Below are 15,698 nucleotides of genomic sequence, written 5' to 3'. Positions count from 1 at the left end.
CTCGCTGGACTACGTCCGCTCGTCGCGCTGCCACCCGGCCGTTCGCAGGGCGGTCGCCGCGCGTCGGGCCGCGGTCGCCGGCCGGCCGTTCCGGCAGCGTCGCCGCAGGGCCGACCAACGCGCCGCCCAGCACCAGCGCAGGCGGGCCGCCGAGCGCGGGGCGAGCCGGGCCCGTATCCGCAGCGCCCGCGGTGCGCCGTCCCGTAGGCCGGCGTGGACCAGCCGCACGTCCGCGGCGAGGCCGGCGGTGGCGACCGGCTGGGGGGCGTACAGGACCTGCTCGACCGCCGCGGCGACCCGCTGGGCGGCCGCCGCGGCGTCGGCGGGCAGTTCCCCGATGCGAACGATCCGGGCCGCCGCCGTGCGCGGCGTCAGCGACTCGTCCGGGAGGATGCCGAAGTCCCAGCCGGTGTCCAGCAGCTCCTGCCAGGCGGCGAGGGTGCGTGCCGCGGCGTCACCGCCCGGTGGGCCCGCCAACCGCCGGGTGCGGGCCCGGGCCCGCCATGCCGGCGGGACCGCGGGCAGCGCCACGACCAGCAGCGCGGCCAGCGCGAGGAGCGCGAGCGTCCCGATCGAGGGGCCGCCGCCCGGGGGGCCGGCGGTCGGCACCGAGGGCGTGGCCGCGCAGTCCGGGCCGGACCCCGTGCGGCGCTCCCCGGGGCCGCAGGTGGGAGGCGCGGACGGCCCGGTCGGGGGCACCGCGGACGGCGCCGGCGCGTGCTCCGGGCCGCCGGGGGCGGGGGCCTGCGAGGTGTCCGGGTAGGCGTAGTCCGGGACGCTGCCGCGGCTCGGGGTCGGCTCGAAGCGGGTCCAGCCGACGCCCTGGAAGTACAGCTCCGGCCAGGCGTGCGCGTCCTTCAGGGACACCGACGTCGTGCCGTCGGGCTGCCGGGTGCCCGGGGTGAAGCCGACCGCGACCCGGGCGGGAATCCCCAGGGTGCGGGCCATCGCCGCCATGGTGAAGGAGAAGTGGACGCAGAAGCCCTCCTTGTCCTTCAGGAAGCGGGCTATCGCCTCGGTGCCGCTGCCCGCCCGGACCTCGGTGTTGTAGCTGAAGCCGCCGTAGAGCGCGAACCAGTCCTGGAGCTTGACCGCCTTGTCGTACGCGGTGCCGGCGCCCCGGGTGACTTGACGGGCAGTGGTGCGCACGATCGGCGGGAGGGACTCCGGGACGCGGGTGTACTCGCGCTGGAGCGCGGCGGGCGGCGGCGGGGCCGAGGCCAGTTGGTGGGCGGTGGGCCGCACCTGGAGGCTCTCGACCTGGTATTGGAGGCCGTGGGTGTTCTGCCCGCGGTCGCCGACCAGGGTGCGGCCCTCGGGCTCGAACCGCCAGCGGCCGGGGAGGTCCACCCTGGCCGCCGGATAGGGCAGCGGCAGCCAGTTCTGCGCGTACCACTGGGCGGTCGACAGGGAGGTGTTGACCCGGGTGACGGAGACGTCGGAGCTGAGGCCGGGCGGTCGCGGTAGCTCGGTCGGGACGTCGGTGACCGTGCGCTCGGAGGGCTTCCAGGCCGTGCCGTCGAACTGGTCCAACGCCACGATCCGCAGGTACATCTCGCGGGTGTCGGTCGCGGTCGTGCGGTAGTTGAGGACCTCGCGGTCCTCCGGTTGGTTCAGGCTGTCCTGGAGCGAGACCAGCGGGTTCACCGCGGAGATGGTGCCGCCGCCGGCTCCGGGGCCGGCACCGGCGGCGGTCGGCCCGAGCAGGCCGCTGCCGAGGGACGGCAGCACGGCGGGCACCAGCAGCGCGAGGCCCAGCGCCAGTGCGCCGATCCGGCGGCCCCGGGGGAGCGGCAGTCCGTCGCGGCGGGCCGCTGCCGGCCGGCCGGCGACCGGACCGCCGAACACCCGGCCCCACTGGGACAGCCGGTCGCGCCCCTCGGCGAGCAGGAGCAGCAGGTAACCGGCGGCCGCCACGACGAACCACAGCCAGCCCGCACCGCTCTGGGACAGCCCCGCGGCCACCGAATACAGCGCGAGCAGCGGCAACCCGGCGGGTGCGGCGCTGCGGTAGGTGACCGCCAGCGCGTCCACGACCAGGCCGATCAGCAGCACCCCGGACACCAGCAGCAGCCGGATGCCGGGCGTCACCGGTGCCGGGATGGCGTACCGGCCGACGTCGCCGACGCCGTTGCGCACCAGGTCGGCCAGGGCGGCGACGGCGTCCGGGCCGGGCAGCAGTCCGGCCACCGCGTGGTCGCGGGCGAACACCGCGGTCAGCAACAGGACGGCTGCCAGCGCCTGCGCGCCGACGGTCAGCGGCCGGGCCAGGGGGAGCCGTCGGCCCAGTGCGCCCACCCCCGTCACCAGCGCCAGCAGCAGCGCGGCCTGGAAGAGCCAGGTGATCGGATCCACGAGGGGCAGCAGCGCGCACCCGGCGGACAGCGTCGCCGCCATCGCGCACAGCGCCAGCCGCGCCGGCCCGCTCATGCGTCCGCCCCGCTTCGCTCGGGTGCGCCCCGCCGGTCGTCCGGCTCCGCCGCCGCAGCGGCGGCCGCCCCGGTCGGTGCGGCGCCCGCCCGGTCCGCCGCCCGCCACAGGTCGGCCAGCGCGTCACCGGGCGTCACCGGCAGCGCCGTCCAGCCCGCCTTCCGCAGCATCCGCAACCGGTCGCCGACGGGGGAGTCGCCGGACGAGAAGCGGAACCCGCCGGGTGTCCTGGCCCAGGCGTCGCCGTCCATGACGAAGGCGACCGCGGCGGTGCTGCCCCGGCAGATCCGACCGGCCAGTGCGGCCTGTTCCTCGTCCAGCTCGCCGAAGAAGGCGATCAGCAGCCCCTCCTTGCCGCCGCGCAGCACGTCGTACGCGGCGGAGAGGCCGTCCTCGGCGGAGTGCTCCACGATGGCGAGGGTCTCCAGCAGCAGGCCCCCGGCGTCGGCGGACTCGCCGCCGCCCGTGAAACCGCCGCCCTCCGGGCCGGGCACCGCACTGCCGGTGTCGGTCAGCAGCCGCACCGAGAGGCCCCGCTCCAGCAGGTGCAGCGCGACCGAGGCGGCGCCGGCCACCGCCCATTCGAAGGCCGAGTCCGGCCCGGAACCGTGGTGGGCGGCGGCGCGGGTGTCGAGCAGGATCGTGCAGCGGGCCTTCTCCGGCTGCTCCTCGCGGCGGACCATCAGCTCGCCGTGGCGCGCGGTGGAGCGCCAGTGGACCCGGCGCAGGTCGTCGCCGTGCCGGTAGCCGCGGGGGATGACGTCGTCCTCGCCGGCGAGGGCGAGCGAGCGGTGGCGCCCGTCGCCGTACCCGGCGACCTCGCCGGCCAGCCGGACCGGGGGCAGCGGCTCGACCCGGGGCACCACCGTCAGGGTGTCGGACGTGCTGAAGGAACGCGTCAGCTCGCACATTCCGAACGGGTCGGACAGGCGCAGCTGGAGTGGCCCCAGCGGATAGCGGCCGCGCAGGTCGGAGCGGACGCGGTAGGACACCTCGCGGTGTCCGCCGGGCTCGACCCGGTCCAGGACGAAGCGCGGCCGGGGCCCGAGCACGTACGGCACGCGGTCCTGGAGCATCAGCACGCCGGTCGAGAGCCGGGCGACGTTCTCCACGCGGAGGCCGACCCGGGCCTCGGCCGTCGCCGGCACCCGGGCCGGGGCCAGCGTGCGGCTGCCCGCGACGCGATAGCGGGTGCGGTGCAGCACCAGGACGCACACCAGCGGCAGCGCCGCCAGCAGCAGTCCGACCCGCAGCAGGTCCGCCTGCCCCAGGAGGTAGGCGCAGGCCGCGGCGGCCACCCCGGCCGCCAGGAAGGACCGGCCGCGCGTGGTCAGCCCCCCGAAGGCGGCGCGCAGTCCGCCCGGCGCCGGGGTCCCGGCGCTCCCCCCGCCGGACATCACAACCCCCGTGCGTGGGGCGGCTGCTGGCCGCGCTCGCCCTGTCGCCATTGCAGGGCGGACGGGTCGGGGACCGGGGTGCGGCGCACGATCTCCAGCACCACCTGCTCGGCGGTGCGGCGGTTCAACTGCGCCTGGGCGGTGGGCAGCAGACGGTGCGCGAGCACCGCCACCGCCAGCGACTGCACGTCGTCCGGGAGCGCGAACTCCCGCCCGGCCATGGCCGCCGCGGCCTTGGCGGCGCGCAGCAGGTGCAGGGTGGCCCGGGGCGAGGCGCCGAGCCGCAGATCTGGATGGCTGCGCGTGGCCCCCACGAGGTCGACGGCGTACCGGCGCACGGGCTCGGCGACGTGCACGGTGCGCACCGCCTCGGTCAGCTGCACGATCTCGTGGGCGTGCGCCACCGGGCGCAGGTCGTCCAACGGGGAGGCGCCGCCGTGCACGTCGAGCATCCGCAACTCGGCCGCCGGGCTGGGGTAGCCGATCGACACCCGGGCCATGAAGCGGTCCCGCTGTGCCTCCGGGAGCGGGTAGGTGCCCTCCATCTCGACCGGGTTCTGCGTCGCGACGACCATGAAGGGGCTGGGCAGGTGGTACGTCTGCCCGTCCGTGGTGACCTGGCGCTCCTCCATGGACTCCAGGAGCGCCGACTGGGTCTTGGGGGAGGCGCGGTTGATCTCGTCGCCGATCACGATCTGGGCGAAGATCGCGCCGGGCTTGAACTCGAAGTCCTGGCGCTGCTGGTCGTAGATGCTGACGCCGGTGATGTCGGACGGCAGCAGGTCGGGGGTGAACTGGATGCGGCGCACCGAGCAGTCGATGGACCGGGCCAGCGCCTTGGCCAGCATCGTCTTGCCGACGCCGGGCACGTCCTCGATGAGCAGGTGCCCCTCCGCCAGCAGGACCGTCAGCGCGAGCCGTACGACCTCCGGCTTGCCCTCGATCACGCCCTCCACTGACCGGTGCACCCGCCCGGCGGTGGTGGTCAGATCGGCAAGGCTCGCTCGTTCGTCATACGTCGTCACTCGGCCCTCCTCGGCCCCTCCCCGGGTGGCCGACGCCCCCTTGACGGACCCGGCCTCCCCGTGTGCGCATTCCGTCCGGTCGTGGCCGGACGGAACGTCACCTACGCATTCTTGCCGCCCGCGCGGCCTCGCGTCATGGCCTGTGGATAACTCACACCGTCCGGTCCCAGCCAACCGGGCATGTCGGTCGAAACGGGCGCCGAGGGGGTGTGGCGGGCGGGATCCTCCGCCGGGCGCGACGGATCCCGCCGCAGGTCAGCCCCGTGGATCGATCTCGCGCAGCAGGCCGGTCGTCACGTCGAACACGAACCCGCGGACGTCGTCGGTGTGCAGCAGGAAGGGTGAGGTGCGTACCCGCTGCATGGACTGGCGGACGTCCTCGTCGAGGTCCTTGAACGCCTCGACCGCCCAGGTGGGCCGCTGGCCGACCTCGGCCGCCAGCTCGTGCCGGAAGTCCTCGGTCAGGCTGAGCAGGCCGCAGCCGGTGTGGTGGATGAGCACGACCGACCGGGTGCCGAGCGCGCGCTGGCTGATCGTCAGCGAGCGGATGATGTCGTCGGTCACCACGCCGCCGGCGTTGCGGATGGTGTGGCAGTCGCCGAGTTCCAGGCCCAGCGCCGCGTGCAGGTCGAGCCGGGCGTCCATACAGGCCACGACGGCGACCTGGAGGACGGGGCGGGCGTCCATGCCGGGGTCCGTGAAGGCGTCGGCGTAGTGCTCGTTCGCCTCGACGAGACGGTCGGTGACGGTGCCGTCGGGGGCGGGGGAGGTGCTGTCGGCGGACGAGGGCAGCGGCTGCGACGCAGGTATGGGCATGGCTTCACGGTAATCGTTCACGGCGTGATCGGCCCCTCCGGAAATCAGGCGTAGGGGGCAACCTCACGCCTTGTGAGGCACTCCACAGCGCGGGTGCCACGGACAAACCCCCAGGAATCCTCCGGGCGCACCCTGCGGGGGACGCGCGGAACCGGTTGATTGACCGGGGCGGCAGGTGGACTAAAGTGGCGCGAAGTGGGAGGCGTGACGCTCTCCTTGGATCCCGGATCCCTCGCGTGCGTGACCGTACGTACGGTTCGGCCTCCTCCCGCTCCACCGGTCATCCGACGTCACTTCCCCGTCGCCGGAGGGCCACTTCCCCTTCAGAGCGGGCGGGGACCAAGCGGTACGTGCGGCATCCCCCAGCCAACGGCCGGGGACCCACCTGCCGTCCACCATCGGAAGGCACATGAGCGAGCGCAGCGAGCGAATCATAAAGAGGTGCGCGCTCCGCGCATGCAGGCCCGCCGAGCGAAGCGAGGCTGGCGCATGAACAGCAACACCCGCCACGTACCCGTCATGCTCCAGCGCTGCCTGGACGTGCTCGCCCCCGCGCTCGCCGAGCCCGGCGCGGTCGTGGTCGACTGCACCCTCGGCCTCGGCGGACACAGCGAGGCACTGCTCGCCGCGTTCCCCGAGGCCCGGCTGGTCGCCCTGGACCGCGACCCGGCCGCGCTCCGCCTCGCGGGCGAGCGGCTGGCCCCCTACGGAGACCGCGCCACCCTGGTGCACGCGGTCTACGACGAACTCCCCGAGGTCCTCGACCGGCTCGGGCTGCCGCACGTCCAGGGCGTCCTGTTCGACCTCGGCGTCTCCTCCATGCAGCTCGACGAGGCCGACCGCGGCTTCGCCTACGCCCAGGACGCCCCGCTCGACATGCGGATGGACCAGACGACCGGCATCAGCGCCGCCGAGGTCCTCAACACCTACCCGCCCGGTGAACTGGTCCGCATCCTGCGCGCCTACGGCGAGGAGAAGCAGGCCAAGCGGATCGTCTCGGCGGTGGTGCGGGAGCGGGAGAAGGAGCCGTTCAGCAACAGCGCCCGGCTGGTCGAGCTGATCCGCGACGCGCTGCCGCAGGCCGCCAAGCGCACCGGCGGCAATCCCGCCAAGCGGACCTTCCAGGCGCTGCGCATCGAGGTCAACGGCGAGCTGGCCTGCGTCGAGCGCGCCATCCCGGCCGCGGTGAAGTCGCTCGCGGTGGGCGGCCGGATCGCCGTGCTCGCCTACCACTCGCTGGAGGACCGGCTGGTCAAGCAGGTCTTCGCGGCCGGCGCCAGTAATACCGCGCCGCCCGGCCTGCCGGTGGTCCCCGAGCGCTACCAACCCCGGCTCAAGCTGCTGACCCGCGGGGCCGAACTGCCCACGGAGGAGGAGGTCGCGCAGAACCGGCGCGCGGCCCCGGCCCGGCTGCGCGGCGCCGAGCGCATCCGCGAGGACATCGCGTGACACGGCAGGGGGGCCGACCGCGCGCCAGGCAGCGCCTGACCGCGCTGTTGCCCTCCGTCCCGCGCGGCGCCACCGCCGCGCGGACGCCCTTCGTCCTGCTCGTCGTGGTGCTCCTGGGCTCCGGGCTGATCACCCTGCTGCTGCTCAACTCCGCGCTCAACCAAGGCTCGTTCGAGCTGAGCAAGCTGGAGCGGAAGACCGGCGAGCTGACGGACGAGCAGCAGGCGCTCCAACAGGAGGTCGACGGCTACTCCGCACCGGACGCGCTGGCGCGCCGGGCCCGCAGGCTGGGCATGGTGCCCGGCGGCAACCCGGCGTTCCTGATGCCGGACGGCACGGTCCGCGGCGCGCCCGGGCCGGTGGAGGCTTCGGGCGCCGCGCTGTCCGCCTCCGCCGGGCCGGTGCTCGGCCCCGGGGCCCTGCGGCCGGTGGGCCAGGAGGCGGCGTCGGCGCCGCGGGTTCCGGCCCAGGCGCCGCCAGCACCACCACCGACCCCGGCGGGCGCACCGAACCCGGCCGTCCCGTTCGCCCCCCACACCCCGGGCGTTCCGTCCTCACCCGGCCCGCTGGCGACGCCCATGGCGCCGGCCTCCGCCCTCACGCCCGACCCGCCCGCCCCCGCCGTCCGCGCGCCCGGCCCCGTCGCCGGACCGACCCCGTCGGCCACCGGCAGGTGACCCCGTGACACCCGCCCCCGCGCCCCACTGCTGCGGTCCCAACGTCCCGGTCCACCGGGCGGACGGCGCCGCGCCGTTCCCCGCTCCCCCCGTGCCCGTTCCGGAGGCCGCGGTATGACCCAGCCCAGGGACCCCCGTCGCGTTCCGCGCCCCGCCCGGCCCGGCGCCCGTCCGGCCGCTGCCCGCCGCCCCGCCGTCCAGGGCCGTCCACGGCCGGCCGGCGGCGCGCTGCGGCCGGTCAGCCCGCGCCCGCGCCTGCGCCTGATCGCCGTCGCGCTGACGCTGGTGATGCTGGCCTTCGTGATCCGGCTCGTGCAGGTGCAGGGCGTGGACGCGGCGGCGTACGCGGCCAAGGCCAACGAGAACCGCTACGTCCCGGTGACGCTCGCCGCCTCACGCGGCGCCATCACCGACCGCAACGGGGTGGACCTCGCCACCACCGTGGACGCGTACGACATCACCGCCGACCCGAGCCTGCTGGCGCCCGACAAGATCAAGATCAAGGACGCCCCACAGCAGGCCGCCGCGCTGCTGGCGCCGATCCTCGGCGAGCCCGAGGCGACCCTCGCCGCCAAGCTCGACCGCCCGACGTCCCGCTACGCCCTGCTCGCCCGGCAGCGCACCCCCCAGGTCTGGAAGCAGATCAAGGACCTGCGCACGGCACTGGACGCCAAGGCGGCCGCCGCGCCCAAGAGCGCCCCCCGCCCCGACGTCCTGGTCGGGATCTTCGCGGACAAGCACAGCAAGCGCGTCTACCCCGGCGGCGACCTCGCGGCCGGCGTCCTCGGCTTCGTCAACGGCACCGGCAAGGGGGCCGGCGGCCTGGAGGCCCAGCTCAACAAGGAGCTGGCCGGCAAGGACGGGAAGCTGGTCTACGCCCAGTCCGGCGGCCGCCGGGTGCCCACCGCCGACACCCAGGAGCACCCCGCCGTCCCCGGCACCGACGTCCAGCTGACGATCGACCGCGACATCCAGTGGGCGGCCCAACAAGCCATCAGTCAGCAGGTGCAGAAGTCCGACGCCGACCGCGGCTACGTCGTCGTCCAGGACACCCGCACCGGCCAGGTCCTGGCGCTCGCCAACGCGCCCGGCTTCGACCCCAACGACCTCTCCAAGGCCGGCCCGGACACGCTCGGCAACCCCGCACTGACCGACGCCTTCGAGCCCGGCTCCACCAGCAAGCTGATGACGATGGCGGCCGTCCTACAGGAGGGCGCCGCGACCCCGTCGACCCGGGTGACCGTGCCCAACCGGCTGCACCGCGGCGACCGGCTCTTCGCGGACGACGTCGACCACGACACCTGGCACCTCACGCTCAACGGCGTGCTCGCCAAGTCCAGCAACATCGGCACCATCCTGGCGGCCGGCCAACTGGGCACCACCCAGCCCCAGGCCAACCAGGTCCTCTACTCCTACCTGCGGAAATTCGGCATCGGCCAGCCGACCGGCCTCGGCTTCCCCGGGGAGACCGACGGCATCCTCGCCAAGCCGCAGGACTGGAACACCTCGCAGCAGTACACGATCCCGTTCGGCCAGGGCCTGTCCCTCAACGCCGTCCAGGCCGCCTCCGTCTACTCCACCATCGCCAACGGCGGCGAGCGGATCACCCCCACCCTCGTCCGCGGCACCACCGGGCCGGACGGCCGCTACGCCCCGGCCCCCGAACCCGCCCGCAACCGCGTGGTGAGCGAGAAGACCGCCAGCACCCTCGCCACCATGCTGGAGTCGGTGGTGTCCGACGACGAGGGCACCGGAGCCAAGGCGAAGATCGACGGCTACCGGGTCGGCGGAAAGACCGGTACCTCCAACCGGGTGGACCCGAAGACCGGCCGCTACCACGGCTACACCGCGTCCTTCGCCGGTTTCGCGCCCGCCGACAAGCCGCGCATCACCGTCTACTGCGCCGTGCAGAACCCCAAGCGGGGCAGCTATTTCGGAGGCCAGGTCTGCGGCCCGATCTTCCAGCAGGTCATGGCGTTCGCACTGAAGACCCTGCAGGTCCCCCCGACCGGTGCGCAGCCGCCGCGGCTGCCGGTCACCTTCAAGCCAGGCGAATGAAATCGAGGCAACACCGCTGTGACGACGATCACTCCCGACGGCCCGCAGCTGCCCGGCGACAGAACCCCGGCGAAGCCCTCGCTTCGCCCCGAGCCCGTTCTGCCCGGTACGCTCACCGCCGTGTCACAAGCTGATCAGTCCCCGAAACCCCAGCGAGCGGAGAAGGGCGGACCCGGCAGATATCCGGGCGCGCCGCGCCCTGAGGAGGTCCGCCCCACCCCCCTGGCCGACCTCGCCCGGCAGCTGGCGATCCCGGTTCCCGACGGTTCGGACGCCGTCCGCGTCACCGGCATCACCCACGACTCCCGTGCGGTCCGCCCCGGTGACGTCTACGCCGCGCTGCCCGGTGCCCGTCTGCACGGCGCCGACTTCGTCGCCCAGGCCGCCGACCTCGGTGCCGCCGCGATCCTGACCGACCCGTCGGGCGCCGAGCGGGCCGCCGCGACCGGCCTGCCGGTCCTGGCCGTCGAGCATCCGCGCGGCCGGATGGGCGCCCTGGCCGTCTCGATCTACGGCGCGCCCGGCGAGGACCTCCTCCAGATCGGCATCACCGGCACCTCCGGCAAGACCACCACCGCGTACCTCATCGAGGGCGGGCTGCGGGCCGCCGCGGCCACGGCGGGCGGCGGACGGTCGGGCGGACTGACCGGACTGATCGGCACCGTCGAGTCCCGGATCGGCGACGAGCGCCTGAAGTCCGAGCGGACCACCCCCGAGGCCACCGACCTGCAGGCGCTGTTCGCGGTGATGCGCGAGCGCGGCGTCCGCTCGGTCGCCATGGAGGTCTCCAGCCACGCCCTGGTGCTCGGGCGGGTCGACGGCTGCGTCTTCGACGTCGCGATCTTCAACAACCTCAGCCCGGAGCACATGGAGTTCCACTCCGGCATGGAGGACTACTTCCAGGCCAAGGCCCAGCTGTTCACCAGGGCCCGCAGCAAGGCCGGCGTGGTCAACCTCGACGACGAGTACGGCCGCCGGCTCGCCGCCGGCGAGTCCGAGGTCCCGGTCACCACGTTCTCCGCCGAGGGCCACCCGGACGCGGACTGGCGCGCCGCCGACGTCGAGCTGGGCGCGCTCGGCTCGACCTTCACCGTGCACGGCCCCGGGGGCGTGACGCTGCGCGCCGCCTCCCCGATCGCCGGCCCGTTCAACGTCTCCAACGCGCTGGCCGCCATCACCGCGCTGGCCGTCGCCGGCATCGACCCGCAGACTGCGGCCGACGGCGTCGCCGCGATCCCCGGTGTCCCCGGCCGCCTGGAGCGGGTGGACGTCGGCCAGCCCTACCTGGCGGTCGTCGACTACGCGCACAAGACCGACGCCGTCGAATCGGTTCTGCGGGCCCTGCGCAAGGTCACCACCGGCAAGCTGCACGCCGTCCTCGGCTGCGGCGGCGACCGCGACCCGCACAAGCGGATGCCGATGGGTGCCGCGGTCGCCCGGCTCGCCGACACCGCGGTGCTGACTTCCGACAACCCCCGCTCCGAGGATCCGCTGTCGATCCTCGCCACCATGCTTGCGGGCGCCGCCGAGGTGCCCGTCCACGAGCGCGGCACCGTCCTCGTCGAAGAGGACCGGGCCGTCGCCATCGCCGCCGTCGTCGCCCGCGCCGAGCCCGGGGACACCGTGATCATCGCGGGCAAGGGCCACGAACAGGGTCAGGACATCGCCGGAGTGGTACGCCCCTTCGACGACCGTCAGGTGCTGCGCGCTTCCATCGAGGATTCGCTGAAGTCACGGCAGCCGCAGCAGTCACAGCAGCCGAACCACCAGGGATGACACACCGCCATGCGCGCACAATCCTCTTGTTGGCACCTTCTGCACGGCCCCGGGGGTGACCTGTGATCTCCCTGTCCCTCGCAGAGATCGCGAGCATCGTCGGCGGGCAGCAGCACGACATACCGGACCCGGACCGTGAGGTCACCGGGCCGGTCGTGTCGGACTCCCGGGCCGTCCGCCCGGGTGGCCTGTTCGTTGCGTTCGCCGGTGAGCGCGTCGACGGTCACGAGTTCGCCGTCGGCGCCGTCGAAGCCGGTGCGACGGCCGTGCTCGCGTCCCGTCCGGTCGGCGTCCCGGCGATCGTCGTCGACGACGTCGTCGCAGCCCTCGGCGCACTTGCCCGGGCCGTCGTGGACCGGCTGGGCACCACCGTCGTGGGCCTGACCGGCTCCGCCGGCAAGACCAGCACCAAGGACCTGATCGCCCAACTGCTCCAGCGGCACGGGCCGACGGTGTGGCCGGAAGGCAACCTCAACAACGAGATCGGGCTGCCGCTCACCGCGCTGCGCGCCGACGCCACCACCCGGCACCTCGTCCTGGAGATGGGCGCCCGCGGTGTCGGTCACATCCGTTACCTCGCCGGGCTGACCCCGCCCCGGATCGGGGTGGTCCTCAACGTCGGCACCGCGCACCTCGGCGAGTTCGGCGGCCGCGAGCAGATCGCCCAGGCCAAGGGCGAACTCGTCGAGTCGCTGCCCGCGGCCGAGGACGGTGGTGTGGCGGTGCTCAACGCCGACGACCCGTACGTCCGGGCCATGGCGTCCCGCACGAAGGCCCGCACGGTCCTCTTCGGCGAGTCCCGAGAGGCCGCCGTCCGTGCCGAGAACGTCCGGCTCAACGGCCTCGGACAGCCCGCCTTCACGCTTCACACACCCTCCGGGTGCAGCGATGTGACGATGCGGCTGTACGGTGAGCACCACGTGTCGAACGCGCTCGCCGCGGCCGCCGTCGCCCATGAGTTGGGCATGCCCGTAGACGAGATCGCCACCGCGCTCTCCGAAGCCGGCACGCTCTCCCGCTGGCGGATGGAGGTCACCGAGCGCGCGGACGGCGTGACGGTCGTCAACGACGCCTACAACGCGAACCCCGAGTCCATGCGAGCGGCGCTGCGTGCGCTGGTCGCCATGGGCACCGCCGCCAGGGCGCAGGGGGGCCGGACGTGGGCGGTGCTCGGTGAGATGGCCGAGCTGGGCGAGGAGTCACTCGCCGAACACGACGCGGTCGGACGGCTGGTCGTCCGGCTCAACGTCAGCAAGCTCGTGGCGGTCGGCGGCAGGGAAGCGGCCTGGCTCGACATGGGCGCCAAGAACGAGGGTTCGTGGGGTGAGGAGTCGGTGCACGTGTCCGACGCGCGGGCGGCGATCGACCTGTTGCGCAGGGAGCTGCGAGGGGGAGACGTCGTGCTGGTGAAGGCGTCCAGGTCGGTCGGCCTGGAGCGGGTCGCCGCGGCATTGCTGGACGGCGAGATCGGTGCCGGTGTTGAGGGCGGGGCCGCGTCCCGATGAACTCCATGAAGCAGATCCTCTTCTCCGGGATGATCGGGCTCTTCCTGACCCTGATCGGCACCCCGCTGCTGATCAAACTGCTGGCCAAGAAGGGCTACGGGCAGTTCATCCGCGATGACGGCCCCCGCAGCCACGGCAGCAAGAAGGGCACGCCCACCATGGGCGGCATCTCCTTCATCCTGGCCACGATCATCGCCTACGCCCTGACGAAGGTGATCACCTCCAGCGACCCGACCTTCTCGGGCGTCCTGGTGCTCTTCCTCTTCGCGGGCATGGGCCTGGTCGGCTTCCTCGACGACTACATCAAGATCGTCAAGCAGCGGTCGCTGGGTCTGCGGGCCAAGGCGAAGATGGCCGGCCAGCTGATCGTCGGCATCGCCTTCGCGGTGCTCTCGCTCCAGTTCGCCGACCTGCGCGGGGCGACCCCCGGGTCCGACCGGCTCTCCTTCACCCAGGACTTCGGCTGGCAGATCGGCCCGGTGCTGTTCGTCATCTGGGCGCTGTTCATGATCCTGGCGATGTCCAATGGCGTGAACCTCACCGACGGCCTCGACGGTCTGGCCACCGGCGCCTCGGTGATGGTCTTCGGTGCGTACACCTTCATCGGCATCTGGCAGTACCAGGAGTCCTGCGCCAACCAGATCACCGCCGGACCCGGCTGCTACGAGGTGCGCGATCCGCTCGACCTGGCCGTCGTCGCCTCCGCCCTGATGGGCGCCTGCTTCGGCTTCCTGTGGTGGAACACCTCGCCCGCCAAGATCTTCATGGGTGACACCGGTTCGCTGGCGCTGGGCGGTGCCCTCGCCGGCCTGGCGATCTGCTCCCGCACCGAGCTGCTGCTGGCCGTCCTCGGCGGTCTGTTCGTCCTGATCACCATGTCCGTGGTCATCCAGGTCGGCTCGTTCCGGATGACCGGCAAGCGGGTCTTCCGGATGGCGCCACTACAGCACCACTTTGAACTCAAGGGGTGGTCCGAAGTCCTTGTGGTGGTCCGCTTCTGGATCATCCAGGGCATGTGCGTGATCGTCGGTCTGGGCATCTTCTACGGCGGTTGGCAGGCGTCGAAGTGACCGGGTACGACCCGCGCGACCCCCAGGACTTCGCCGGCAGGCACGTCACCGTTGCCGGCCTCGGCGTGAGCGGCGTCCCCGCCGCCCGCGCCCTGGCCGGCCTCGGCGCCCGCGTCACCGTCGTGAACGGCAGCGACGGCGAACGGGAACGCGCCCAGGCGGCCGAACTGGCGGAGCTGGGCGTCACGGTCCGGCTCGGCGACGGGGAGACCCTGCCCGAGGGCACCGACGTGGTCGTGACCTCCCCCGGGTGGAAGCCCACCAGCCCGCTCTTCCTGGCGGCCGCGGAGGCCGGCGTCCCCGTCTGGGGCGACGTCGAACTCGCCTGGCGGCTGCGCGGCCCCGACGCGGCGCCCTGGCTGGCGGTCACCGGCACCAACGGCAAGACCACCACCGTCCGGATGCTGGCCTCGATCCTGGCCGCGGCCGGTCTGCGCACCGCCGCGGTCGGCAACATCGGCATTCCGCTGGTCGACGTGGTGCTCGGCGAGGGCCAGACGGCGGCGACGTCCTACGACGTCCTGGCCGTGGAACTCTCCAGCTACCAGCTGCACTGGGCCCCGTCGGTGCGGGCGCACTCCGCGGCCGTGCTCAACCTCGCCCCCGACCACCTCGACTGGCACGGCTCCATGACGGCGTACGCCGCCGACAAGGGTCGGATCTACGAGGGCAACGCCGTCGCCTGCGTCTACAACGCCGCCGACCCGGCGACCGAGGACCTGGTCCGGGCGGCCGACGTCGAGGAGGGCTGCCGGGCGATCGGCTTCACCCTCGGCACCCCCGGCCCCTCCCAAGTGGGCGTCGTCGACGGCCTCCTCGTCGACCGCGCCTTCGTGGAGAACCGCCAGCAGCAGGCCCAGGAGCTGGCCGAGGTCGCGGACATCGCGCCCGCCTCCGGGAAGCCGGCCCCGCACAACGTCGCCAACGCGCTGGCCGCCGCGGCGCTGGCCCGCGCCTTCGGCGTCCCGGCCGCCGCGGTCCGCGAGGGGCTGCGCACCTTCCACCCGGACCCGCACCGCATCCAGCACGTCGCGGATGTCGCCGGGGTCTCCTACGTCGACGACTCCAAGGCCACCAACACCCACGCCGCCGAGGCGTCGTTGGCGGCGTACGAGAACATCGTGTGGATCGCCGGCGGACTGGCGAAGGGCGCCACCTTCGACGAGCTGGTGCGCACCGCCGCCGGGCGGCTGCGCGCGGTGGTCCTGATCGGCGCCGACCGGGCGCTGATCCGCGAAGCGCTCGGGCGACACGCCCCCGATGTCCCGTTCGTCGACCTCGACCGGACCGACACTGGGGCGATGTCCGAGGCGGTCCGTGAGGCGGCCCGGCTGGCCGAGGCCGGCGACACCGTCCTGTTGGCCCCGGCCTGTGCCTCGATGGACATGTTCGTCAATTACAACAAGCGGGGCGAGGCGTTCGCCGACGCGGTGGGCGAACTGGCCGCCGCGGGTCACTAGCCCGGTTCTCCCCGCTGCCGTCGTCGCCGGCGGCG

The 15,698-nt window shown here is 73.8% G+C and carries 11 protein-coding genes; 7 read left to right on the top strand and 4 right to left on the bottom strand.

Features of this window, described 5'->3' with window-relative positions; all coding sequences use genetic code 11:
• Positions 1-9: 9 nt before the first annotated feature.
• From ABD385_RS05405 to ABD385_RS05390, 4 genes are all read right to left on the bottom strand, one after another.
• Positions 10-2,430, bottom strand: a complete 2,421-nt coding sequence (locus tag ABD385_RS05405) for a transglutaminase TgpA family protein (RefSeq protein WP_344573792.1) — start codon at positions 2,428-2,430, stop codon at positions 10-12.
• Positions 2,427-3,827 (bottom strand): DUF58 domain-containing protein, encoded by a 1,401-nt coding sequence (locus tag ABD385_RS05400; RefSeq protein WP_344573791.1) that lies wholly within the window; start codon positions 3,825-3,827, stop codon positions 2,427-2,429. The genes ABD385_RS05405 and ABD385_RS05400 overlap by 4 nt, the downstream gene beginning before the upstream one ends.
• Positions 3,827-4,852 carry an AAA family ATPase gene (locus ABD385_RS05395; protein ID WP_344573788.1) on the bottom strand — a complete coding sequence of 342 codons (1,026 nt, stop codon included), beginning with the start codon at positions 4,850-4,852 and terminating at the stop codon, positions 3,827-3,829. The genes ABD385_RS05400 and ABD385_RS05395 overlap by 1 nt, the downstream gene beginning before the upstream one ends.
• Before the next feature lie 255 nt (positions 4,853-5,107).
• Positions 5,108-5,668 (bottom strand): beta-class carbonic anhydrase, encoded by a 561-nt coding sequence (locus ABD385_RS05390; RefSeq protein ID WP_344573787.1) that lies wholly within the window; start codon positions 5,666-5,668, stop codon positions 5,108-5,110.
• 489 nt (positions 5,669-6,157) lie between these two features.
• On the opposite strand from ABD385_RS05390, the gene rsmH reads away from it, so the two are divergent.
• From rsmH to murD, 7 genes are all read left to right on the top strand, one after another.
• A complete protein-coding gene (gene rsmH, locus ABD385_RS05385; protein WP_344573786.1) occupies positions 6,158-7,117 on the top strand; it encodes a 16S rRNA (cytosine(1402)-N(4))-methyltransferase RsmH in 960 nt (319 codons plus the stop codon).
• Entirely contained in the window at positions 7,114-7,794 is a 681-nt protein-coding gene (gene ftsL, locus ABD385_RS05380; RefSeq protein ID WP_344573785.1) for a cell division protein FtsL, read from the top strand. The genes rsmH and ftsL overlap by 4 nt, the downstream gene beginning before the upstream one ends.
• A 114-nt stretch (positions 7,795-7,908) precedes the next feature.
• Positions 7,909-9,852 carry a peptidoglycan D,D-transpeptidase FtsI family protein gene (locus tag ABD385_RS05375; protein WP_344573784.1) on the top strand — a complete coding sequence of 648 codons (1,944 nt, stop codon included), beginning with the start codon at positions 7,909-7,911 and terminating at the stop codon, positions 9,850-9,852.
• An 18-nt stretch (positions 9,853-9,870) separates the two neighbouring features.
• A complete protein-coding gene (locus ABD385_RS05370; RefSeq protein WP_344573783.1) occupies positions 9,871-11,628 on the top strand; it encodes a UDP-N-acetylmuramoyl-L-alanyl-D-glutamate--2,6-diaminopimelate ligase in 1,758 nt (585 codons plus the stop codon).
• Between the two features lie 62 nt (positions 11,629-11,690).
• Positions 11,691-13,133 carry a UDP-N-acetylmuramoyl-tripeptide--D-alanyl-D-alanine ligase gene (locus ABD385_RS05365; protein WP_344573782.1) on the top strand — a complete coding sequence of 481 codons (1,443 nt, stop codon included), beginning with the start codon at positions 11,691-11,693 and terminating at the stop codon, positions 13,131-13,133.
• 5 nt (positions 13,134-13,138) lie between these two features.
• Positions 13,139-14,203 (top strand): phospho-N-acetylmuramoyl-pentapeptide-transferase, encoded by a 1,065-nt coding sequence (gene mraY, locus ABD385_RS05360; RefSeq protein ID WP_344573781.1) that lies wholly within the window; start codon positions 13,139-13,141, stop codon positions 14,201-14,203.
• A complete protein-coding gene (gene murD, locus ABD385_RS05355; RefSeq protein ID WP_344573780.1) occupies positions 14,200-15,663 on the top strand; it encodes a UDP-N-acetylmuramoyl-L-alanine--D-glutamate ligase in 1,464 nt (487 codons plus the stop codon). The genes mraY and murD overlap by 4 nt, the downstream gene beginning before the upstream one ends.
• Positions 15,664-15,698: the final 35 nt, after the last annotated feature.

Source organism: Streptomyces lunalinharesii (genome assembly GCF_039532155.1).
Lineage (GTDB): Bacteria > Actinomycetota > Actinomycetes > Streptomycetales > Streptomycetaceae > Streptomyces > Streptomyces lunalinharesii.
The sequence above is the reverse complement of the archived record's forward strand: the minus strand, read 5'-3'. Positions and strand labels throughout refer to the sequence as shown.

What these genes read in the sequence shown, in the direction of transcription:
- mraY (WP_344573781.1), top strand. Translation starts at nt 13,139, where the DNA reads ATGAAGCAGATCCTCTTCTCCGGGATGATCGGGCTCTTCCTGACCCTG.
- ABD385_RS05375 (WP_344573784.1), top strand. Translation starts at nt 7,909, where the DNA reads ATGACCCAGCCCAGGGACCCCCGTCGCGTTCCGCGCCCCGCCCGGCCC.
- ABD385_RS05390 (WP_344573787.1), bottom strand. Translation starts at nt 5,668, where the DNA reads ATGCCCATACCTGCGTCGCAGCCGCTGCCCTCGTCCGCCGACAGCACC.
- rsmH (WP_344573786.1), top strand. Translation starts at nt 6,158, where the DNA reads ATGAACAGCAACACCCGCCACGTACCCGTCATGCTCCAGCGCTGCCTG.
- ABD385_RS05405 (WP_344573792.1), bottom strand. Translation starts at nt 2,430, where the DNA reads ATGAGCGGGCCGGCGCGGCTGGCGCTGTGCGCGATGGCGGCGACGCTG.
- ABD385_RS05400 (WP_344573791.1), bottom strand. Translation starts at nt 3,827, where the DNA reads ATGTCCGGCGGGGGGAGCGCCGGGACCCCGGCGCCGGGCGGACTGCGC.